This window comes from Phormidesmis priestleyi ULC007 (assembly GCF_003003695.1).
Classification (GTDB): Bacteria; Cyanobacteriota; Cyanobacteriia; order Leptolyngbyales; family Leptolyngbyaceae; genus Phormidesmis_A; species Phormidesmis_A priestleyi_A.
Genome location: NZ_PVWG01000012.1, coordinates 109165 through 132853 on the forward strand (window position 1 = coordinate 109165; position 23689 = coordinate 132853).

Genomic DNA, 23689 nt, shown 5'->3' on the forward strand with positions numbered 1-23689 from the left:
TGAGTCCTAATCATAGAACCCACTTGCTCAAGACGATGATTTTGATCATTAGCCTTTATGACTCTATCAAAAATCCTTCTTCTTCCTTTTCCCAAAGTGAAATCAGGCATTCCTCTGTTCTCGATTCCCTTCTTCCCTATTGTCAATTACGAATGAGAAACTTGAGTTATCCTGCTGTCAAAGGCAAGTAATTTCTATAAAATTCTGGTCTGCCTTTTTTCCGTTCCGGGCATAGAGCACCAATGACAACAAACCGTTTACTCAAGCAGACCATGCGGACAATAAGGCAAGAATCTCGCCATTTGGCTCCGACTTGGCTAGGACAGTGGTTTAAGTGGCTCGCTCCGGGTTTGTTTGTCAAACGCTGGATGTTGATCAGCGCCGGAGGGGTGCTGCTGGTCAGTTTAGGGCTGGCGATTTGGGTAAAGCTGACTCCGATCTTTTATTTGATGCAGTTTGCCGCTGATCTGTTAGAAACGTTAAGCCGTCTGCTGCCCAGCTATGTGAGTGGCCCGCTCGTTTTAATCGCGGGAGTGCTGCTGATCTTGTGGGGGCAAACTCGCACGTTTGGCTCAATTACAAACGTGTTGATGACCGATCGTGACGAAGAGTTAGTCGATGTGTTGCTAACAGCGCGGCGCTTAAATCGCGGCCCCAGAATTGTGACGATCGGCGGTGGCACAGGTCTGTCTACGCTGCTGCGAGGATTAAAGCGATCGAGCGCCAATATCACCGCGATCGTGACCGTAGCCGATGATGGCGGTTCTTCAGGGCGACTGCGGCGCGAGATCGGGGGGTTGCCGCCTGGAGACATTCGTAACTGCATCGCGGCGTTAGCAGACGAAGAGAAATTGCTGACAGAACTGTTTCAATATCGATTTAAAGCGGGCGATGGATTAGTTGGGCACAGCTTTGGGAATTTGTTTCTCACGGTTTTGAGTGACATCACCGGAGATTTTGAGCAAGCGATCACCGCAAGTTCTAAAGTTCTAGCTGTTCGAGGACAAGTTTTGCCCGCCACTCTTAGCGATGTATGCCTATGGGCAGAACTCGAAGACGGTCGCCGCATTGAAGGCGAATCGAGCATCACCAAGGCAAACGGCAAAATCGTGAGAATTGGCTGCACGCCTCCCAATCCGCCTGCTTTGCCGAGAGCGTTAGAGGCACTTTATAAAGCTGATTATATTGTGATCGGGCCGGGGAGTCTTTACACCAGCGTGATTCCTAACTTGTTAGCGCCCGAAATTGCGAACGCGATCGCCGAGCGACAAGTTCCGTGTGTGTATGTGTGCAACATCATGACCCAACCGGGAGAAACCGACGGGTATAGCGTAGCAGATCATATTCGAGCGATCGACATCGCCTGTGGCAAGCCTTTATTTGATGCAGTTTTAGTGCAAAAGCAGCCGCCTTCTGCGAAAGCGTTAATTCGCTATGCCGAAGAGCAGTCTCACCCGGTGGGAGTCGATCGAGACGCAGTGACGAAACTAGGACGACGGATCATTCGGGCCGACGTGATGCACGAAGATGAAGAAACGGGGTTAGTGCGTCACGACTCGGAGCGGTTGGCGCGGGTGTTGCTCCGCTGGTATGGGCGACGATCGCGAGAATCTTGAACAGGTTTCAGGTTTCGACTTCTGAACAACTTCTGTAACAACTTTCTGGACTCTGTATAATCCCTCATGATTCTCTGGAGGTAGGTGTTAGAGAGTTCCAGTATGTCGGGTCAGAAAGGTCATAAATGGTTGGGTCAAGCTGGGGCAGCGTTAGGAGTGTTGTCCTTAATATCGGCAATGCCGATCGCAAAGTTAGTGGCGGCTTCTAACCAAAAAATACCGTCGCCCGAAGAGGCAGCAAAACAGGCGGGAGGGCTTTCTCCAGTCAAGTTGACTGAGGTCGAAGTGGATGACGTGATGCGCGATCGTCTGCGCTTTGATCCGCAGTGGCAGCCAATTTTGCAAGCCGTCCGTCAAGATTTGATCGAGATTAAATGGGGAGACAGCAAGCTTACCCATCCAGTTTGGAAGCAATATGGTGCAAAGGCTTATCCCTTGCTGGAGTATTATGCGCGATCGCGCGATCAAGTTCGACAAGCTTATGGAATGGCAGGGATTCGCAGTCTAGGCAAGCCTTACACGACGCTTTGGTTGACAAAACAGTTGCAGCGACGAGCGTCTACACCTGACTTCTATCTTCTCACTAGTCAACTAGACACCTTGTTGTTAGAGTCGGGCTACGAATCAGAGAATCAAAAAGCCTGGGAGCGAGAATTTGGACTGGATGACCCGCAGGTGCGATCGCGGCTAATTCAACTCGCCAAACAGAATCTAGAACCACAAAATTCTCCGACTTTCTATAATCAGTTCAATTTTGACTTTTTAGTGAATCTCTTAGGATACGATCAGGTTTTTCCGCCCCAACCTCGTAGTGACAAGCCCGTTCCTAACCTATCTGAGTGGACAAAATTTGAACAAATTACCCAACCCAATCAAAACCAGATTCAGGCGGCGATCGCTTATTATCAATCTCTTCCCGCTACGTCACGCGAATATCTATTGGTCAACCGTTTAGGAACCGTCAAAGCCGAGCAGATTTCACCGATCGCCAAAGCCTTATTTAAATCGCTGGCAACTGACGTGCAATCACCCGATCGCGTCTGGGCGATCGCCGAACTCGATCGACACCACGATCCGCAAGGATCAACGCTGTTGCAACAAATCCTCAATGGAGATTCACGCCCGCTCTACAGTCTGACGCGCAGCGTATTTTATGACTTTGGCGGAGATGATATCGATCGCGGTGCCCACGCTTATTATCTGCTGGTCGGGATGGCACAAAAATATCCGCAATCCAAATTTATTCAGGGTTGCCGCGAGTATGGAGATTTGACCGGACACTCCTACTTTGGGGGCGAACCTCGTGCGAAACAACTGCTCGATCGCAACGCTAAAAAATCCGCCGCCGATCGAGTCCGAGATTGGCAACAGTGGCTGAGTCACTATCCTAACCATCCGGGGGCAGATGATGCAACCTTTTTGTTGGCACACAGCTTGCAAGATCAGGGCGATATCATGGGAGCAATGCGACTGTGGTTAACGATGATGACGAGTGAGATCGGCGATCGTGATGCCCTTTATCTCGCTTATCCTCACGTCAGAACTTTGTTAGATGTCGGACTTTCTGCCGAGCAAGTTCAGACTTTATTGCAAGAGCCAAATTATCAAGAGATTGCGCCTTTGTTGCGCTATGCGTTAGCGGTGAAAGAAGCCCGATCGCACGACTATGCCAAAGCGCTGCAAACCTCCGAGAATTTGAATTTGACGGTCATGCCTGCCAAAATTCTCGATCGCTATTACAAAGCAGGTTGGTCGTGGTGGACGGGTGACAAAACCGCAGAAGTTCAGCAACAAATGCAAACCATGCTCACCGAACAGCGTCAGCGCTGGCAGCAACTTCTGACGTTGAAAACAGAAAACACGCCTGATTCTCGCTATCAGTTGGCATCTAATTGGGCAGGCGAAGGCGGCTGGAAAAATGGCTATCTCGCGATTTGGGATGGCTATAGAACTTATCACTTGCCCACTAGCTACAGCACGAGTCAGCGCTATTCAGTCGAGGCAAACGATCGCTGGGATTGCCGCTATTGGTGGGTCTGTGACCTTTCAAAACGAGGCGAGTCAGCCGTGCGCCAATCTTATCAAAGCGCCAGTCAAAATGGGGTTGCATTATCGCTCTATCAGCAGTTATTAGATGATCCTAAAACGCCGCCCCAACTGCGAGAGAAAACGCTTTACATGGTGGCAATGACGCTTCTCTGGCAATGGGAAAATCACGATCCAGGCGAAACTACGCGGATTCATCCACCCGCCGGGGTTCCAGTTGGAAAGCGTCAATTTAACCCAGACACCGGGGAATCTTCTCCCGATATCGGCTCTGCTTACCAAAGTCGAATCGACGGGATTTTAACTGAGTTACAGGTTAAATTCCCCAACAGTGCTTATGCAGATGATTTGCTGTTTTCGAGCTATTTTTTGAGTAATCAGCCTCGCTATCTTCAGCAACTTGTGCAGCGATATCCGACTAGCGATCGCACCGCCGAAGCCCAGTTCCTTTTAGCGCATCAAAAACCCAAATCAGAATGAACTCACTCCTTCTTCCCACTGCAACAGCAACCCGCAAGTTAGGCATTCAGCTAGGGCAAACGCTCTCGGCTGGCAGTGTGCTGCTGCTAGAAGGTGACTTGGGCAGTGGAAAGACTACACTCGTACAGGGCATCGGCATAGGATTGGGAATTAAAGACTCGATCGACAGTCCCACCTTCACCCTAATCAACGAATATTTAGACGGACGGGTGCCGCTCTATCACCTCGATCTTTATCGTCTGAACCTGGCTGAAACCGCCAGCCTCTATCCAGAAATCTATTGGGAAGGAGTCGAAGCCGAGCCAGGAATCGTGGCGATCGAGTGGGCAGAGCGTCTCTCCTACAAGCCACAGAATTATTTAGAGATTCGGCTAGAGTACGATCGTGATTCTGGTCGTCAAGTCACTCTCAATCCCGTGGGTCACTTTGACCTAAAGTCCATCATTTCTGCACTGTGAGAAGTTCTATAAACGACAGAGCATAAGCGCATGTTAGGATCTCGCAAAACCGATCATTCTTTCGATGCGAGATGAGTTAATGAAGGCGATCGAAGTCACGGGCAGAATTGATGCTCAAGGAAACCTAGTTTTAGATCAACCCATTCAGGGAACTGACTATCCCCATCAGGTACGGGTGATTGTATTGGTTCCAGAGAAGGCAGAAGCAGTAGACGACCCAGACGATACTCCGATCGAGGAGGTGAAAGCCAGCCTGAAAAGAGCATTGCAGCAAGCCAAAGCGGGACAAACCAGACCCATTTCTGAACTGTGGGATCGGATTGATGCAGAGTAATGATGCGGTTTCAATTCGATTCTCCAATGAGTTTGAGGAGGAACTGTACCAACTCTCAAAGAGGTTTCGCAGGATTCGCTCTGACATTCAGCCGACGATTGAGCAATTGCAACAAGGAGACTTTGTAGGAGATAGAATCGCTGGAATAGGTGAGGGCTATGTGGTCTACAAGGTGAGAGTTCGCAATCGTAATATCCAAAAAGGGAAGAGCGCTGGCTATCGCTTGGTTTATCAAGTTGAGTCACCTACCAGCATTTTGCTGCTGACAATTTACTCGAAGTCCGATCAAGACGACATTTCGGCAAACGAGATCCGAGATATTCTTGCAGAAGTTGATCGTGAAGAATGAAACAATTTGTCTCCTCAATAGCGCTTTACCCGTCAAATCGCAATGCTTGACCTCGCACGTCTGTCTGAAGTTTGCCGCGATCGTAGACCACTTGCCCTCCGACGATCGTCACCTGTGCCCAGCCTGTCAAACTCCAGCCCTCAAAAGGACTCCAGCCACATTTAGACAACACTTCCTCCCGCAATACCGGATGATAATGATCCAGATCGACCAGCACTAGATCGGCATCATAACCAGGCGCGATCGCTCCTTTATTGGGAATTCGATAAGCTTTAGCAACAGCACTCGACATCCAGTTTGCGACTTGGGCAACGGTGCAGCGTCCCTGGGCTGCTTGAGTCAACATCAGCGCTAACGAGGTTTCAACTCCCGGCATTCCAGAGGGCGTATTGGGATAAGGTTTCGCCTTTTCTTCAAGGGTGTGAGGCGCGTGATCGGTGGCGATAAAGTCGATGACTCCATCCAATAGCGCTTGCCAGAGAACCTCATTATCGTGGGGCGATCGTAACGGCGGATTCATCTGCGCCATCGTGCCAATGGTTTTGTAAGCGCTTGTATTCAACAACAAGTGCTGAGGCGTTACTTCTGCCGTTACCCACGCGGGTTTATCGTGCCGCAAAAGTTCGGCTTCTTCTGCGGTGGACAGATGCAAAATATGGAGACGACGATGATATTTTTTAGACAGTTTTAGCGCTAATTGAGTTGCATTCAAGGCAGCCTGATTGTCCTGAATCTGTGAGTGAACGGCGGGATCAGTCTGTCCGGCAAATTGAGCGCGGCGATCGCGAATTCTTGCCTGATCTTCGGCGTGAACTGCAATCAAGCGATCGCCCTTGGCAAAAATTGGATCTAATGCGGTTTCTTCATCTACCAGCAAATCACCCTGCATCGATCCCATAAAGATCTTGATGCCCGGTGTCGGATTTGCCTCAGTTAAATCTGGCAGATTTTCAGCCGTTGCGCCGATAAAGAACCCATAATTGACGAGACATTTCTCAGATGCGCGTTTGAGTTTGTCGTCTAAAGCGGCTTGAGTCGTCGTCAACGGACGGGTGTTGGGCATCTCTAAAAACGAAGTCACACCGCCTCGCGCACAGGCACAACTCGCCGTAAATAAGTCTTCTTTATATTCCAGTCCTGGTTCTCGAAAATGGACTTGAGGGTCAATGACTCCGGGTAATAAAGTTAACCCTGTTGCGTCAATGGTGAGGACGCGATCGTTGAGCGACGAGAGATCTGCCCCAACTTGCACAATCTGCCCCTCTTGAATCTGCACCGCTCCCAAAATGAACTCGCCACTGGGTAGCAAAATTTGGGCGTTTTGAATGACCAGAGATAAATTATCCATAGTTTCTTTTTTTGATTCTTTATATTGAGTTAAGCAGATTTATAATTTCTCTAACTAATATTTCTGGCTCCACAGGCTTTGTCATGTGGATCTGAAATCCTGCTTGCAGTGCTTTTTGCTGGTCAAGTTCTGCGGCATAGGCAGTGAGGGCGATCGCCGGAATGGTTCCGCCCTGTCTGGGTGGACGAGAGCGAATCTGCTGCATCAGCATATAGCCATCCATTTCCGCCATGCCCACATCGCTGACAATCAGATCAGGAATAAACCGCTCTAGAGCTTGCAATGCCTCTAAACCAGAGACAACGGCTGTTACTCTCGCCCCACTTTGTTCCAACAGAAACGCCTGAAACTCACGAGTATCGGTATCGTCATCGACGAGCAAAATTTGAAGGCTGTCTAAGGGCGTTTCTAGGTCTGTTTGAGTGCGGATTGGTTCAAGCACGATCGGCGCTATCTGTCGAACCATCGGCAGCTTCACGATAAAAGTTGCGCCTTGATCTTCACCTGCGCTTTTTGCCTCGACTGTTCCTCCGTGCATTTCAACAATTTGCCGCACGATCGCCAGCCCTAACCCTAAGCCGCCAAATCTGCGCGTGGTCGAGCCGTCTTCTTGTCGAAAATACTCAAACACATAGGGCAAAAATTGAGCGTTGATGCCCTTTCCAGTGTCGATCACGCTGATTTGAGCCAGTTGGTCGAGCTGCCTCAGTTCAAGGGTCACCTGCCCACCGCTAGGGGTAAACTTGACTGCATTGGAGAGCAAATTCCACACGACTTGCTGCAAGCGGGCAACATCGCCAGAAACGGGCGCGATCGTGGAGTCGAGATCAAGCTGTAGCCCCACATTTTTGGCTTCTGCCGCCAAACGCACCGTTTCAATGGCAGCCGAAATCACAAAGGTTAAACTGACCGGAGTCGCGGTTAAAGACAGCTTGCCCTGCATGATGCGGGAGATGTCGAGCAAGTCTTCGATCAATTGCGATTGGAGTTTAGCATTGCGTTCGATCGTGGCTAGAGCTTCACTCGTTTTAACGTGATCCAACCTGCCAGCGCGTAATAGTTTCGTCCAACCCAAAATCGGGTTAAGCGGCGATCGCAGTTCATGTGACAACACTGCTAAGAACTCGTCTTTAATCCGGTTGGCGCGTTGTAATTGTTCCGCCTGTTGCTGAATTGAACGGATTAAGTTTGTTCGCTCAAGGGCGATCGCCATTTGATCGCAGGTCGATTGCAAGAGGTCAATTTCTTCGGATGTAAAGCTAGTGCGGCGGCGGCTGGCAAAGGAGAGCGTCCCCAGTAACCGTCCTTGAACAATCAACGGTTGCCCCGCGTAGGCAGTGCCCCCGATCGCGCGCAGCCTCTGGGCGTTGGGATGGGCCAAGACCTGCGCTTGGTCGAAGATCATTTGCCGCCGCTCTTGTGCCACCAGCCCGCAAATGTCTTGACCAAATTCAATCCATTCGATCAATTGAGCCGTTTCATCTGAGAGTCCTTCGGAGTTCCTCAGATGCAGCATTAGGCGGTTGTCTTTTTCCTCCACTGTGTATTGGTAGTAATAATCTAGCTCTAGCTGGTTTGAGAGTTTGCTGAACAGGTTGTGCATCAGCGTCAGAGGTTGCTCGGTGGCGAGTAAATCGCTGGTGGTGTCATAAAGCAACCGGAATCGTTCACCAGCTTGCCGTTGCACGGTTTTGTCTTGCATAATTTTGACAAATCCTTGCGGGCCTGCTTCAGTTTGCAGCGGCATTACTAAACCACTGCCCCAAAAGCGGCTACCATCTTTGCGAATATGCCAGCACTCGTTTTCTGCCTGTCCTTGAGCTAGGCTCGTTTGCCTTTCTCGCTCATTCCGACCCCATTCATTGTCTTCTGGCGTGTAAAGGATGCGGCTGTTACAATCTAGAATTTCTGCTGCTTGATATCCAAACAATCGTTCCGCACCACTGTTCCAACTGGTCACAGCACCCTTGGAATCGAGGGTAAAAATGGCATACTCTTTCGCACTTTCGACTACTAACCGAAAACGAGCTTCACTTTCACGCAGGGCGGCTTCGGCAGATTTGCGATCGTCGATGTCAATACAAGAACCGATATAGCCCAGAAATTCACCTTCTGATGTAAATCGGGGCACGCCTGCATCGAGCAGCCAACGATATGCCCCATCAGAGCGTCTAAGGCGATATTCCATTTGAAACGGTTGCCTGGCATCAAAGGCGGTGACATAAGTATCTAAACAAAGTTGGAAATCGTCGGGATGGACTCCTTCTGCCCAACTATTGCCCATTTCTTGCTCCATCGTTCGCCCGGTAAAGTCTAGCCAGGGCTGATTGAAGTAATAACAGAGTTTATCAGTTCCAGACATCCAAATCAGCACAGGAGCGGTATCTGCTAGATGCCGGAACCGGGCTTCACTCTCGCGCAGTTCAGCTTCGGCTTGAATGCGATCGGTGACATTCCTGAAATAAACGGTGATGCCGTTTGGGGCAGGGTAGGTGCGGACTTCATACCAGCGATCGTGATCAGGGTAAAACGCGGTCAGTGATTCAGCCACGCGATCGCTCATCACGCGTCGATGAAGCCGTTCAAATTCGCTGCCATTCAGACCCGAAAATTCTTCCCAGAAGTTTTTTCTGGTTAAGTCACCTGGGGCGCGATCGAGCAGGGTTTCGGCTGTTTGATTGACATAGGTGAACAGCCAGTTTTTGTCTAGGGCAAAAAATGCGTCATTAATGCTCTCCAGAATGTTCCAGCTCTGCTCCTCACTTTGGCGCAAGGCGGCTTCGGCACGGGCGCGTTCTAGCTTTGTCCAGATGCGGTTTGCCAATTCCTGCATTAACTCAATCTCGTCTTCGCGCCAATCGTAGGGAGCTTGATGAAACACAGTCAGCGAAAATTTCCACTGGCCGTCTCTGATTAAAGGAACGTTAATTTCTGCCCCGATTTTTAGCGCGGCATATCGCTGCTGGTCAACAATGCGCGAGTCAGCAGTGACATCCCGGACGACGATCGTTTGTCCGGCTTGGGCGGCTTGCAAAAACTCGTCAGTGACAAACTCTCCGAGAGGATAAACCCCCACTAAGCTCCGCAGCTCATTTTGATGCCAATCATGATTGATTATCGCTTGCCGTGCTTCCTCGCTAATTTCGACAAAGGCACAAGTCGAAGTATTGAGATAGCGGTTGAGGTGTTCGCCGACCATTTTCACAATCTCGTCTACACGAGTCGCTCTAACCAATTCTTGACTGACGGCGGCGAGAAATTCTGCATTTAACTCCGTCCGTTTGCGATCGGTGATGTCGTAAGACACTACTAGCACGGTGTCAACCTCACCCCGATCGTTGCGGAGAGGTGTGCCATGAGAGATGTAGGTGCGATCGTGGCTGCAATGCTCTGAGCTAAAAGGTTCACCGCCGAGGGCTTGGCGATAGTGGGGTTCGTAGCGAGTTGCGAGGGCTGGATCAAGGGCTTCCCAAAGGGTTTTGCCCACCAAGTCTTCAGAGGTCATTCCGGCGCTCTGGAGAGCATCGCCCTCTGCTAGCAGATAGCGCAAATCGTGATCTACCAGGAAGACAGCCCCGTTGGGCAAGTTAGCAGCGACGGCGCGGAGGTGGGCTTCATTCTGACGCAGGGCTGCTTCTGTCTGTTTGAGTTCGCGGCGTTCTTTGGCTTCCTGTAATGCCCGATCGACACAGGGAACTAACCGCCCTAACCGTTGCTTGAGCACATAATCTATGGCTCCCCGTTTGAGCGTTTCGATCGCTAATTCTTCGCCCAAATTGGCAGAGACAAAAATAAATGGAATATCTGGACGCAGGTTGCAAGCAATCTCTAACGCAGAGATGCCATCAAAATTGGGCAGTGCATAATCTGCCAAAATCAAGTCAAACTCATCGGTTTCTAGGGCTGCCACAAAATCAGCGCGAGTTTCCACCCTCAGCAGCTCAAAGTCGATCGCACTATTCAGCAGCAGGGTCTGCACCATTTCTGCATCGAGTGGATTGTCTTCAAGTAGGAGAAACCGGAGTGTTGACATTACTTGTCCTCTTGCTGAAATTTAGGGAACACTGCCACCAAAAATCTTTTTGGATATTTAGACGGATACTGCACTAGACCTCCTGCACGAATCAGGGAACGCCCCTAAATCCCCCCTTAATGAGGGACTTTAAGCCTAGGCTCTAATTTCAAAGTCCCCCATTTTGGGGGATTTAGGGGGCACAAGCCGACTGAAACGGAGCGAGATCCAGGGTAGTTTGGGGAATTTTATTCATGCAGGAGGTCTACTGATGTCTTTCGGATTAAGCTTGTTCTTGAAACTTCTATTTATTTTATAGAAATTTTGAGGCACCCTATTGAATAAACGGGGAAATTATGAAGCTAAAAGTTATCGATAATACTACATTCAAGCAGTCTACTGGCGATTCTGCACGGCTGTCTGCTCAAGATAAGGTTAACGTCGAGGCTGGAAGAGTATTTGAGATCCACTCCTGGAAACTGGTGGGCAACAATCATCTCAAGATTGCCTTTGTGAGTGAGTTTTTGGGTAACCCACCGCTCAACACTTGGTTTGTCTATTTGCCTCACATTCAACTCCTTAACAGTCAAGGGCAGGTAACCAGTGCCACGCGCAGACCCTCTTTGCCGATTAATTTACCCACGATCGGGCTTCCCGCAACTAAGCGCTTAAATGTGCCTTACCGCAGTCAGCTTGACAATGCTGAGAATCCAGGTGGAGCGTGTAATGTCACCAGTTTTGCAATGATCATGCGCTACTTGCAGATTCGGCAGAAAACCAACGCGGTGCAGTTTGAAGACGAGCTTTATCGCTATATGGAACGCAACGGATTAAGTCGGCACGACCCGGAAGACCTGGCAAAAATGGCAGCCGCTTACGGGGTGAGAGATGACTTTACGACCCAGGGAAGGCTCTATGATATTCGCAAGGCGATCGCTGAGGGTCGTCCTTGCATCATTCACGGCTATTTCACTAGTTTTGGTCACATCGTTGTGATTAGAGGCTACGATCGCAACGGATTTTGGGTGAATGACCCTTACGGCGAGTGGACGGCGTATGGATATCGCAAAGACTTAACCGGAGAAAACTTGCATTACTCGAATGGTTTAATCCAAAGTAAAAGTTCCCCAGAAGGCGTTAACTTCATGTGGCTGCATCGACTTACAAAAGCATAGTTTGCAGCGTTCTTTTAGGTGAATTAAATCAGCGATGAGTAGCGTTAATCCTCCTGATCGCGTTTGTGTTCACCGATCTAAACCATAATAATCACAAAAAATATCACCGTAGGGATGTTGCCATACTCCTACGGTGATCCAATATGATTACTAATCAGACTACAGCTTGGTGCCGCATTCAGGGCAGAATCTATTGCTGGCAACATTCTTCGCGCCACAACTGCTGCAATACATCAGTTCAGTTGCGCGCTCTAGGCTCTTACGATCGGGCAACCCCAACATTTGAGCATTGCTCTTGCCCGGAGCCACCATCGGATAGCAGTTTTCGTCTCGCTTGACTCGCGCATCGAGCAGCACAGGGCCGTCATGTGCCAGCATCTCAGCCACCGCGATACTCAACTCGTCGCGAACACTGATCATCATGCCTTTAATGCCGTAGGCCTCTGCCAACTTCACAAAGTCGGGCATTGACGGCTCCATGTTAGAAGACGAATAGCGCCCTTCCCAGAAGGCTTCTTGCCACTGGCGCACCATGCCCTGCCAGCCGTTGTTGATAATCACAATTTTGGCGGCAATTCCATACTGCGACAGCGTGCCCAACTCCTGCAAATTCATCTGAAAGCTGGCATCGCCGCTAATGCAGATCACTTGCTCATCGCTGCCAACCGCCACTTTAGCCCCCATCGCCGCCGGGAGTCCAAAGCCCATCGTGCCCAGACCCGCGCTAGAAATCCAGCGACGAGGGCCATTTTTAAGGAACTGCGCCGACCACATTTGATGCTGCCCTACATCGGTGGTGTAGAAGGCATTAGGAGCCTGTTGCGCCAATTCGACAATGACTTCTTGAGGCGAAAGCTTGTCAGGGTAATGAGGCACTTCGAGCGGATAATCTTCGCGCCAGCGATCGATTCTAGCTAGCCAGTCGCTCGTCTGATCTGACCTTGCCGGGTCGCCGTCTTCGTGACTGCGATCGAGCAAATTGAGCAACACTTGCCGCACGTCGCCCACGATCGGTACTTCAGGAACCCGCGTTTTACCCACTTCTGCGGGGTCAATGTCAATGTGGATGACTTTAGCACGAGACGCAAATTCGTCTAGCTTGCCAGTCACACGATCGTCAAACCGCGCCCCGACCGCAATCAGCAAATCACATTCTGTCACCGAGAAGTTGGCGTAGGCAGTGCCGTGCATTCCCAACATCCCAACTGCGAGCGGATGCTGCTCATCAAAGGCACCGATTCCCATTAGCGTAGTCGTAACCGGAAGCTGAAAACGTTCTGCGAGTTCTTTAACTTCGGCGTGAGCATTGGCAGCGATCGCGCCGCCGCCGACATACAACAAAGGTTGTTTGGCTTGCCGAATTAACTTCAACGCTTGCCCAATCTGATGCGGATGACCCTTCATAGTAGGGCGATAGCCCGTTAGCCGCACAGCGCCCGGCTCGACTGGTTCATAGTCAAAGACTTCGGTGCCCACATCTTTTGGGATATCGACTAGTACAGGGCCGGGCCTGCCCGTGCTGGCAATATAGAATGCCTCTGCAATAATCCGCCCCATGTCTCTAGGGTCACGTACTACATAGGAGTGTTTGACGATCGGGAGCGTAATCCCGTAAATATCCGTCTCTTGGAAGGCATCACTGCCGATCGCGGGTCGCGGCACTTGTCCCGTCACCACTACGAGCGGAATCGAGTCCATGTGTGCCGTGGCGATGCCAGTCACCAGGTTGGTCGCACCAGGGCCTGACGTGGCAAAACACACGCCAACCTGCCCAGTCGCGCGGGCATAGCCGTCAGCCGCGTGTGCTGCTCCTTGCTCGTGCCTGACCAAAATGTGTTGAATGCCGCCGATCGCTTCTGCCTTATAAAGCTCGTCATAGATGGGCAGAATCGCTCCGCCCGGATAGCCGAAGATGTGCTTAACGCCGTGCCGTCTGAGGCTGTCGATCAGCGCAAAGCCACCTGTCACCCGCTGTACTGCCACTCGTTGCAATTGCACTGGGGAACCTCGCCAAACCGTCTAAGTGGACAATTTTTGTATCTAAAGATGCAATAGATAGAAACTTAGTGTAGTGCCGATTACGATCCCTGTCGAGACTGATTATTGACGATCGCGCCACAAAGCTACCTATCTCTACAGTTTAGTTAATTTATGAGCTAATTTATCTGTCAAATTTTGTTGACATTAGCGTGAGTTAAACTGCATCCTGCAAAACTCGTCGAGTGCTGCGCCATGCCCAGATGCCAACGATCGTCACCACTACACTCATGCCGATCAGCACCGATCGCAGTCCCAATTCAGATTGCGGATTCCGAGCGACCTGGTTATTGATCACGTCAATTAACGGCCCTGTAACGGCTAATGGCACGCTGAGGGCAATGTTGACGATGTTATTTTGAAAGCCGAACACCTTTCCTCGCATGGCTTCTGGGGTGCGTTGCTGAATTAGAGTCTGCATCGGAACCGCGACCAGCGAGGACCCTAGCCCGAAAAAGCCCGACAAGGCAAAGCTCAACCCTTGTTTGGAAGTGAATGAGAACATCGTCAGCACAAACGCCATGAAAGCAAAGCCGATTAAAGGCAGGGGTTTGCGACGAAAGCGATCGCCCCAATGACCCAAAGCTGCTGCCCCAAACACCATGCCTACGCCTGCCGCCGCCAACAGTAAGCCAAACTGAGTTTTTTCTAGCCCAATTTTTTGCGTCAGGTTAATCGCTAACACCGTCAACGCCGCTAAAACCGAGTAAAGAATCATGAGTTGCAACATGGCATATCTCACTAGAGAATCTTTACGCAGATAAGCTAACCCTTCCTTAAAATCGCTCCAAGGATGAACCGGAACGATCGTCTCACTCTCATGCTTCTTTTCTTTTAGAGGCATCAAATAAAGCACGATTCCAGCCAGCAAATATAAGCCGCCGACTAAAATTTCTCGTCCCCACTCTGGGTTAAACCCACTCGCCACTTTCAGCAACGGGTCACCGATCGCAAACCCGACAATTAACGAACCCATCATCGTGGTGGTGAACAGCGCATTTGCTGTTAGCAGATTTTCTGGCTTTACCAGAAAGGGAATCGTAGCTTGCTCTGCGGGGGCAAAAAACTGAGTCAAGATCGATTCTAAAAACGCGATCGCGATCAAGATGATAAATGCCTTGGGCAAAAACGGCAGCAGCAGCAACATCACTCCGCGCAAGATATTGCAGCCGCTCAAAATTGTTTTTTTGTCATAGCGATCGACAAAAATGCCTGCCGCCGAGCCAAAGAAAATAGCGGGTAGCGTTGCCGCAATCATTACCGCCGATCGCATTGAGTTTTCGGTTTCAGGCGAAGAACCGTAATCACTCAGGAGCGCGATTAGCAACACAAAAAAAACTTTATCTGCTATTTGAGACAAAATTTGCCCACTCCACAACATCATGAAGGGGTGATTGTGAAGCAGCGCTAGAAAGCCATTACGAGAGGGCTGGGAACGAGTAGGAAGCATAGAGTAGAAATTTTAGAAATCAGGTGAAAACCCTCTCTGTAGGTCAGGTCTAGACATTATGCAGCGTATAGACCTGACCCATCACAACTTTATCTGAAATACATCCTTGCGGGAGGATGCCCAGGATTGTTTTAACAAGGCATAAAGCAGCGCTAGGAAATATCCTCCTGACTTCTAATGTCTCGTTGATGTAGAGACCTCATAGCGCTGCAATAGCGCAGTTATAAAACTGGCGGCAGTTATAGAGGTTTGGCGCGATCGTCGATTTGCGGTTATTGCATAGCCCTGAACAGTTTGCGGTGATCGCCATAAAGTCAAATGCTCGACCGCAGGGTCAGCATAGAAACTGTCTGAGTCACTTCCCCCTAGCAAAGCCGAACTCCAGGCAGTAAAGCGATCGTGGCTGACCCGATGAATCGCAAAATCTCCGGCCAGCGGCACGCCCCATCCATCGAGGGCAATCAAGGCGCTGACGGTGCCACCCTGCTTTTGCCAGAGACGGGCGGCTCCGATCGCGGCAACAACCCCAGCACTAAACGCAATAAAGACTAGCGGAGTCGTCGCCTCAGTCGGGGATAAAAATTCTAAAACGTGAAGCGGAGAATAGGCAGGAGCCTTCTCAGTCGGAAAAATCAAGGTTTCTTGACTGGGATGCAGCGCTGTGACAAAGCGTTGGGAAAGTTGCAATCGGTGCATTCCGGGGCAAATAACGATCTTCATGACAGTGCTCCATAAATCTCCCTTTAGACTGATTTTAACGATGTCATCACCTTTTAGATGTTTATCCCCCCGTAGGGGATGTTAGCCTTAGTAATGTGAGATTTGTGCCGCACTCTAAGTCTTGGCGCGTCCACACTATCCACGTTAGTTTGAGAGACAAAAAGTGGTCGCTACCCCTGAGAAACTCCATCAGTCTGGATTAGAAGCTTCGACTTCTAGCGATCGAGTTGCCGTTTTGCTAATGGGCTACGGCGAGGTCGAGAGCTATGACGATTTCGCTAACTATAACGAGCAGGCGTTAAACCTACTAACCGCTAAGTTTGCCCCAGTTCCGACCTGGGTATATCCTCCTTTAGCAAAGCTTTTAGCCGTGTTTGACCTGCACGAGTGGAGTCACCAACACGATCACTTCATCTCGCCTCACAATGCCATTTTTGAGCAGCAGCGAGTCGGGGTTGAAAAGGCACTGCAAAACCGCTGGGGCGATCGCGTCAAAGTCTTTAAAGCCTTCAACTTCTGCAAGCCTTTCTTGCCTGAGCAAGTCTTAGAAGAAGTCAAAGCAGAAGGGTTTGACAAGATTTTGATCTACCCGCTTTTAGTCGTAGATTCGATCTTCACCAGTGGAATCGCGGTAGAGCAAGTCAACAATGCGCTGTCGGCCTTGGCAGATCCTGGCAAAGAACACTGGCTGAAAGGAACCCGCTATATTCCGTCATTTTATGCTGAACCAGAGTATATTGACTTGATGGCAAATCTCGTCGAAGACAAAATCAAGTCTGAGTTGGCGGTGGCACATTTGCCCTCTCAAATCGGCATCGTGCTGATGAATCATGGCTGTCCGCACAAGGCAAAAGGCTTTACGTCTGGCATTGATGAGAGCCAAAAACTCTACGATCGGGTGCGCGAACGCCTGCTCTACAAATATCCTTTGATCTCAGTGGGCTGGCTCAATCACCAAACGCCTTTGATTGACTGGACTCAACCAAACGCAGACTTAGCGGCAAGGAACCTGATCGATTTGGGCGCAACCGCGTTGGTATTTATGCCGATCGGCTTTGCCACCGAAAATCACGAAACGCTGCTAGATGTCGATCACATCATTCATGGGCTACGCAAAAAGCGCCCTGATGTGACCTATGTCCAAATGGCTTGTGTCAATGACAACCCTGACTTTTTGCAAATGGTGGCAGATTGGGCGCACCCTCAAATTGAAGCGCTGCTGTCAGAGCAAGCAATGGCGGTAAATCCGGCGTTGGCGGCTTCACAAGCTGATCACCATCATGATCATCATGGTCACAATGGGCACAATCACAGCCACGATCACGGACATCATCACCATTAGAAAAACCGTTTTGCGTAGGGGCATGGCACTGCCGTGCCCATTACCATCGCAAGTAACCGATATGATTTAATCCACGATCCTTAATCGATTACATGGGAAGATAAAAGCTAATCTTTGCAGCAAACGGTGCGATGGTGCGACTGCTTTACGAACACTCCGTCACCTACCGAGGATATTTAATTATTCCGTTTGTCGGTGGGTCGATCGCAGGAGAAGAAATTTATTCCTACGCGCTTCTGTCAGAGTTGGGACATCGAGGACGATTCCACAAGACAGCAAATCCTTCTGAAGAGTTCTCAAGTCGGATTGAGGACATGATTAAAGTCGCCCAAACTCATTTAGCGCAGCACTCAGAAATTGATGACGACACTGATTATTTCAAACATCGCTACACCTATCGAAATAATCTAATCATCGTGCTGCGTCAAGGTAGAAAGGTTTTTTATGATCACTATCCGCCGAGTGAGTTAACTAACATCGCGGCTCCTAGAATTTTTGAGAGTGAGTCAGACTGCCTAACCTGGATTCAGCAAGGACTTGATTTGCATCATCAGCCTTCTGGCTTGTGATAGAGCGTATGCTCTTGATGAGTCAACAGGGTGCAGTTTGATCGTCCGATCGAGTCCCTGTATCGAGATTCACATCTGGCGTAACCACACCACTGGACAAACGGCGGTCTGGTTGCTTTCGGGCAGTCAGTATACTGATTTTGCGTTTCTATCCTATAACGGCAGTGCCGCCTTGGTGGGGTCTGAGTGGCAGTGGGTTGGGGTCGATGATTTCAACGGCGACGGCAAAGCTGATATCTTTTGGCGCGATCGTAGCAATGGAACTGCGGCGATTTGGGAGATGAATGGGTTACAACTGACCCAAGCAACGGCTCTGACGAATCCCGACCTGACGAGTTTAGCCAGACAAGCGGTGGGCACTACGGGTCGTCCGGTTGGGGTTGACACGGCTCCACCCACGATTCGACTCGCTTTGGCGCAAGATACGGGAACGCTCAACGATCGCATTACCCAACTCCCCACAATTACGGGGCGCATCCTGGATCAAAGTCTGCTCACAGAGGTGACAGTTTCTCAGACCGGGACATTTAACCAGGTGTTGGGAGAGATCCAGAATCTGGTAGCAAGGGGGTCTATGACTTTAGCGTCACGAGTCGCGACGTGGCAGGCAATCAACAATCCCAAACCTTCCGATTCTTGAAGTCGGATGAGCGCCCGATCGAAGACTCAGACCTCTACGTTCTGGAATCGGGAGAGGTGGAGGGTCAAGATGGTGGCACCTATGCGAATGCGCCTGCTGGAGGAACCGGGAACTATGGATATTTCGGTCCGACTTCTGGTGGTGGATATGGGTGGGGCACCTACTCAACGGGGTCTAGCTCGACTCCCAATTGGCAGCCCAGTGGTTTTTCGGGCTTTCCTAGAGGCGTTGACTTGCCCTACATTGGCACTGGCTATGATTTGGAATACACCGATGCGGTGAAGAAGATCGTGGACTATGGCACGGGGGCGATTAGTCAACACCCGTTGACCATTAACAAGAAGGCGGCGCTGCAAAATCGTCAGGAGGTGTTGAGGGCGATCGCCGATCGGCTCAACCGCATCAGCAAGGCAGACAACGATTCCCTCAACGACCAAGCGTTCTTTGACCAGATGCAAGGGGTGATGGAGAACCTATTTGTGACAGCTTACAACCCAACCGATGTGGGAGAAGACAGCCCGCTCAATGGGTTGCTCGAAAGCAAAGCAGGCGGGGCAGGCTACGTGCTGGCACAGGATTTGATCAAGGATTCCACGGCAGTCAGCGTGCAGGTGTTTCAAGCAACGTTGCTAGCAGCGTTTAATGAGGTGCTGTATGGCAAGCTGGCTGTAATGCCGACTGCTATTTCACTAGAAGACCATTCAGCCTTGCTCAAAGCCGCACTGGAGTTGGGACAGACCTATGCAAAATTGGCTCCCAGTCGGGAAACGGGAACCATCCTTGCCAGTGACGCGGACTTCGGTTTTTTGGATATGCTGTGGCGCGTTCAGCAGCCAGGGATGGGTGGCAGGCTTCCTGGCAAGGGCGAAATCGAGAAGCAACTCAAGAATGGGGTGGAGGCATTAGGGCGATCGCTCGATGAGGTCAGCGACCCGCTCAATACCCTCAAGTTCCTCAATAATCTCCTGAATGCAGCCGCGAATAGTGTGGCGCTCAATGAACCTCGACTCGCCAACGGTGGAGGTGGGTTTGACCCACGCGGTGATATTCGCAGTGCCCAGTTCATTCGAGAGCTGGTGGCGTTTGGCTTTGAAGTTGCCAGAGTGAACCCGGTAATTACAACTGGCGATCAAGTTGGGATGAAAGAGTGGTTAGAAATTTTGTGGGAGGGAAGAGGCGACGCTCGTTTAGCAGCAGGAGGACTCGCTAAATTCTTCGATCAACCTGGTAGCTCACAAGATCGGCAACAGCGACTCAACTTTTCAAAACAACTGGTGAAGGTAGTCAAGTTAGTTGATGATCCAGAAGTTAAGCTAATGGCGCAAAGTTCAGCCCATTTGAGCTACGTGCTAGATCTAGGTAGCTCATATGCTGCCTTAAAGCCTGATGCCAGCAATGTTGAATCTAAGGATGCTTCTTTTCTCACACTCACTGCTCAGGGCAATTTACCAGATGCGGCGAACGACCTGGAAAATCGAATTAAGGTGTTGGGGGGAATTACAGCCAATCTAAATAACTTAATAGAAATTCCGGTGACAGCGACCAGTGACGGACGGGTAAGCGTTGAAGGAACTGGATTTGCATCAGGTAGTACATCACCAGTTTTGTGGAATGGTGGTGACTCTGACCCCTCCAATGATCGCTATCCAATTGCTTACCGAGTCCGTCGAGCGGATGGGACAGTAACGTCTGCTGTGGCAGGAGATACTTTATTCACCTTTTATTCGGAGAGAGGAACCTCTACTGACCCGCGTATTTTGTACGCAGGTGATACATTGCTTTTTCCCTCAGATGAGGCTGACCCATTTGGTAAAGAGCGATTGCGAGATCTCGCTCAGAAAACCTATAGTCCGTTAGAGAAAGTCTTTGACGCATTAAGATTAGCACCTCACACTGCTGGATCAACCGTCAAAGGGCAAGTTGAAGATTTCGTCAAACTGATTACAGGAAACCCACTAGTAGCGGGAGTAGCAGGGGTAGCGGTTGGTGGTATTGTGGCAGCGCAGTTTGTCCAACCGATCGGGGTGATTCTAGATGTTGGACTTATTTTGCTCGGTGGTGTGCAATTTGGGTATTCGCTAGCATCGTTTTTCCATAAAGCCGCAAATGCTAGGTCCCAGACGGAGCTGTTAGACGCGTCGCGGGAGGCTGTGTATGCTTTTGAGAACTTGGTCGGCGCATTGCCATTCGGTGGACTCTTGAAGCTTGAACCCTCTCTGGGGCTAGTGAACACGACTCGCCTTTTAGATGCGGGCAAGCGTCTGTTGCGATTAGCCGAGGATGTTCAACGAGGGCGTTCTCTCACACTAGCTGATGCAATTTCGCTTCCGCTCTCGTTGTTTAAGGGCGAAGGGACAGCGGTTGGTAGACTGCTTCAGTATGGAACCGACAGTGTATCTGAGTTCTTGAAGGGAGGATTTTCTAAGTTCTCCGGCGGATTGCCGACGATCGGAGGACTGAAAGATTTTGCCGATCGATTTAAGAGAGTTTCAGAGGTTGCCGATAGATTAATTCAGGCTCAAAATACTTCTGTTGCTAGTTTTCTAGCTGCGAACTCTAACCTCGTTGGAAGAATCTTAGAACAAGGAGTGCAAGCAATTGATGCACTGAGTGATATTCTCAAACATCCCGGTACAGTCTTGAATGACTTAGCTGGGCTGCTGAAAGCAACTAGTATTAATCCTGTTGAGGTTCAGAAACTTCTCGGCATTCCTAATGTTTCAGTAACTCAGTTAAATAGACTAGGTAAACAGGCAAATGATGGAATTGATTTGTTAAGAGAGGAATTACGTGGAGGACATTCAATAGAGCGACATGGTTCACAACTTAGTCGAATTGATCTTGAGCAGCGTGCATTAGGTACACATCCAACTTTGCAACAGTCTCGGACATCTTTACGTTTCATTGATGATAATGTACAGAGAGATGCTGTCAATCAAGCTTATAAAGCCTATGAATCTGATATTAAATCTTTCTTTGCCTCTGGGAATGATTACATGGAGTGGACGTTTGACTATGGCAACCCAACTGGTTTTGGTTTTACCAATATTGGTTCTGTGCGAAACCCTATCTCTCAGGAAATACCTCTTGGTGCTACTACAAAGGTTAAAATTAGCTTTGAAGCTGACCCGACTGACCCAAGAGGTTACCGCTTAGTTAGCGCATTCCCTGTATATCCATAGTGAGATGGTGAGTATGACTGATTATGAGCTAATTCGTCTCCTTCTAAGTCGGTTCTTTAATTATGAGAATTATGAGGAAGGTATCAAGAATGCGAGAAATGCAATATTCAAGAATCCAACTACGTCTGAGGATTGGAAGCGTATTGTTACAGAAATTCGCACTCACAATCTAGAAGCAGGACAACCACTATCACTAGTACATGATGGTGCTAATCAGGTTCTAAACGAGAATTCTGATGCAGAGGCATATGTGTGGCTAGAAAAGATGATCAAAAACGTTGAACGAGAGGATGAGGTTGTTGAGAAGTACTAGCGCTGCTATCCATCGGTTGTAATCCTCTGCGATACGTTGAAGAACGATTGCCGACGATCGATGCCCTCAAGGATTTTGCCGATCAATTTAAGAGAGTTTCAGAAGCTGCTACGAAACTCGATGAGAATGCAAATGTAGTCACTTTTCTAGTTAATAATCGCAACTTGGTCAAATTTGTTTTAGACGGAGGAGCTAAGACAGTTGATGATTTAGCAACTCTTCTGCGCCGACCAGGGATGACCCAGGATCTACTGGTAAATCTGCTTACCAAAGAAAGCCTAACGATTTCAGAGATTAGAAGTACTATTGTCAAGGGAGTCCCCGCTGAAACTCACGAGTTACCAGAGGCAATTCGTTTCGGTGCGCTTGAAGGTGGTGGTGAGTTTGAGTTTTTCGGTAATTCACAGGGAGTTGAAGGTGTATTTCGTCCGACGAACAAACAGGGAGTTGAAACTCCTGTATCCCTCAAATCCTTTCATGATGTTAGTAGTCTTGGCAGTTTACCTAGAGAAATCCGGCGGAATTCTAACCAAGCCCAAGCAGTGGGCATCGAAAATGCAATTTTTTATGGAGAACCAATACAGTTCAATACTAATCAGCTTGCTGACTTTGCAACCAATGGACCGATCTATCAACAAATTGTGCAGGATGGCGCTTTCAGCAAAATTATCTTGAAAGGTAGTGATGGAATTGTTGAAATCACCCGAAGCGGAGTAAGAATTATCAAATAGGAAGCACAACTATGAGCATTGAAGTTGACATTATACCAACCTCTAATAGAGCTATCGTTTGGAGCGATTTACAGTCGCAACTACTTTTACATCCTCTAGCTGATGAGGCTAGAACACTTCTTGGGCAGACTCCAGTATTGCTTGAGCTAGGAACTAATCAGCAAGTCGAAGGCAAGCAAGCTCTTCTACCTACTAAGTATTACCATTTTCAATTAGCGCATAGTAATGCTTTAACTTTGTCTTGCGAGAGAAATTCTGAGACCTACACGAATGAGCAGGAATATTTAGAGGACTTCGGACGAAATCTTGACTCAAACTTACGCGCGTATATATCCCGATGCTGGGCAGAAGTAGGATATGGATATACTGTTGGGAGCGCAGGAGGTCGAGCGAAAGGAGAAGTGATTCTGCTTGCTGCCTTAGCTAAAGATATAGCTAGCTTGTCAGATAGTTTTATTGTGATCAAAGAGGCTGGGTTATTTAACCTTTCTGTAGGAGTCTACTCTCCTGATCAGTTTTCTCAATGTTAGCGCGATCGTCCCTCTTAGCAGTCATAGCGAGAGATGGACGAGTTGACCAATGGATTCAAAGATCTATCCAGACTCTCATTATCTGACGCACTTACGGTTCCTTTTCGAGTGTTTGCCGATACGTTTGCTGATGCTAGTACTTCAGTAGGCAGACTGTTACAGTTCGGTAAGGATGGGGTCGTGGAGTTCCTCAAGGGTGGGTTCTCCAAATTTTCTGGTGGATTGCCGACGATTGAAGGACTGAAAGACTTTGCCGATCGTTTAAGAGCGTTTCAGAAGTTGCAAAATCGTCAGGAGGTGTTGAGGGCGATCGCCGATCGCCTCAACCGCATCAGCAAGGCAGACAACGATTCCCTC

At 49.4% G+C, this 23689-nt stretch carries 19 protein-coding genes; 14 read left to right on the top strand and 5 right to left on the bottom strand.

Features of this window, described 5'->3' with window-relative positions:
• Positions 1–242 precede the first annotated feature (242 nt).
• The 5 genes from C7B65_RS12865 (at position 243) to C7B65_RS12885 (ending at position 5283) form a co-directional block, all read left to right on the top strand.
• The gene (locus C7B65_RS12865) at positions 243–1616 is read left to right on the top strand and encodes a gluconeogenesis factor YvcK family protein (RefSeq protein WP_083582775.1); all 1374 of its coding nucleotides are present in this window, start codon (positions 243–245) and stop codon (positions 1614–1616) included.
• 102 nt (positions 1617–1718) lie between these two features.
• Complete coding sequence (locus C7B65_RS12870; RefSeq protein ID WP_073070425.1) at positions 1719–4142, top strand: tetratricopeptide repeat protein; 2424 nt, start codon at positions 1719–1721, stop codon at positions 4140–4142.
• A complete protein-coding gene (gene tsaE, locus C7B65_RS12875) occupies positions 4139–4600 on the top strand; it encodes a tRNA (adenosine(37)-N6)-threonylcarbamoyltransferase complex ATPase subunit type 1 TsaE (RefSeq protein ID WP_073070424.1) in 462 nt (153 codons plus the stop codon). The genes C7B65_RS12870 and tsaE overlap by 4 nt, the downstream gene beginning before the upstream one ends.
• Before the next feature lie 64 nt (positions 4601–4664).
• Positions 4665–4934 (top strand): type II toxin-antitoxin system RelN family antitoxin, encoded by a 270-nt coding sequence (locus C7B65_RS12880; RefSeq protein ID WP_223257324.1) that lies wholly within the window; start codon positions 4665–4667, stop codon positions 4932–4934.
• Positions 4924–5283, top strand: coding sequence for a type II toxin-antitoxin system RelE/ParE family toxin (locus tag C7B65_RS12885; RefSeq protein WP_073070423.1), 360 nt, complete (start codon positions 4924–4926; stop codon positions 5281–5283). The genes C7B65_RS12880 and C7B65_RS12885 overlap by 11 nt, the downstream gene beginning before the upstream one ends.
• Positions 5284–5308: 25 nt before the next feature.
• Here the strand turns inward: C7B65_RS12885 and C7B65_RS12890 are convergent, their stop codons facing one another.
• Together C7B65_RS12890 and C7B65_RS28780 are read right to left on the bottom strand one after the other, a co-directional pair.
• A complete protein-coding gene (locus C7B65_RS12890; RefSeq protein WP_073070422.1) occupies positions 5309–6631 on the bottom strand; it encodes a dihydroorotase in 1323 nt (440 codons plus the stop codon).
• 19 nt (positions 6632–6650) lie between these two features.
• Positions 6651–10664, bottom strand: coding sequence for a PAS domain S-box protein (locus C7B65_RS28780; RefSeq protein WP_083582774.1), 4014 nt, complete (start codon positions 10662–10664; stop codon positions 6651–6653).
• A 335-nt stretch (positions 10665–10999) separates the two neighbouring features.
• Here C7B65_RS28780 and C7B65_RS12900 point away from each other — a divergent pair, with 335 nt between their 5' ends.
• Entirely contained in the window at positions 11000–11818 is an 819-nt protein-coding gene (locus C7B65_RS12900; RefSeq protein ID WP_073070421.1) for a C39 family peptidase, read from the top strand.
• 159 nt (positions 11819–11977) lie between these two features.
• Here C7B65_RS12900 and ilvB read toward each other — a convergent pair whose 3' ends face one another.
• From ilvB to C7B65_RS12915, 3 genes are all read right to left on the bottom strand, one after another.
• A complete protein-coding gene (gene ilvB, locus C7B65_RS12905) occupies positions 11978–13816 on the bottom strand; it encodes a biosynthetic-type acetolactate synthase large subunit (RefSeq protein ID WP_073070420.1) in 1839 nt (612 codons plus the stop codon).
• 196 nt (positions 13817–14012) lie between these two features.
• A complete protein-coding gene (locus C7B65_RS12910) occupies positions 14013–15305 on the bottom strand; it encodes an MFS transporter (protein ID WP_073070419.1) in 1293 nt (430 codons plus the stop codon).
• Positions 15306–15479: 174 nt separating this feature from the next.
• Positions 15480–16025 (bottom strand): hypothetical protein, encoded by a 546-nt coding sequence (locus tag C7B65_RS12915; protein ID WP_073070418.1) that lies wholly within the window; start codon positions 16023–16025, stop codon positions 15480–15482.
• Positions 16026–16188: 163 nt separating this feature from the next.
• On the opposite strand from C7B65_RS12915, the gene C7B65_RS12920 reads away from it, so the two are divergent.
• The 8 genes from C7B65_RS12920 to C7B65_RS12955 form a co-directional block, all read left to right on the top strand.
• Positions 16189–17367, top strand: coding sequence for a ferrochelatase (locus C7B65_RS12920; protein ID WP_073070417.1), 1179 nt, complete (start codon positions 16189–16191; stop codon positions 17365–17367).
• A gap of 131 nt (positions 17368–17498) precedes the next feature.
• The gene (locus C7B65_RS12925; protein ID WP_073070416.1) at positions 17499–17936 is read left to right on the top strand and encodes a hypothetical protein; all 438 of its coding nucleotides are present in this window, start codon (positions 17499–17501) and stop codon (positions 17934–17936) included.
• 37 nt (positions 17937–17973) lie between these two features.
• The gene (locus C7B65_RS12930; RefSeq protein ID WP_073070415.1) at positions 17974–18576 is read left to right on the top strand and encodes an FG-GAP repeat domain-containing protein; all 603 of its coding nucleotides are present in this window, start codon (positions 17974–17976) and stop codon (positions 18574–18576) included.
• Positions 18537–21758, top strand: a complete 3222-nt coding sequence (locus tag C7B65_RS12935) for an RNase A-like domain-containing protein (RefSeq protein WP_143162027.1) — start codon at positions 18537–18539, stop codon at positions 21756–21758. Before C7B65_RS12930 ends, C7B65_RS12935 begins: the two co-directional genes overlap by 40 nt.
• A 13-nt stretch (positions 21759–21771) precedes the next feature.
• The gene (locus C7B65_RS12940; RefSeq protein WP_073070413.1) at positions 21772–22071 is read left to right on the top strand and encodes a hypothetical protein; all 300 of its coding nucleotides are present in this window, start codon (positions 21772–21774) and stop codon (positions 22069–22071) included.
• Positions 22072–22118: 47 nt separating this feature from the next.
• Positions 22119–22802, top strand: coding sequence for a hypothetical protein (locus C7B65_RS12945; protein WP_073070412.1), 684 nt, complete (start codon positions 22119–22121; stop codon positions 22800–22802).
• Between the two features lie 11 nt (positions 22803–22813).
• Entirely contained in the window at positions 22814–23332 is a 519-nt protein-coding gene (locus tag C7B65_RS12950) for a hypothetical protein (RefSeq protein WP_073070411.1), read from the top strand.
• Positions 23333–23365: 33 nt separating this feature from the next.
• Positions 23366–23689: hypothetical protein (locus tag C7B65_RS12955; RefSeq protein WP_146135828.1), on the top strand; the 324-nt coding region annotated here is incomplete at its 3' end.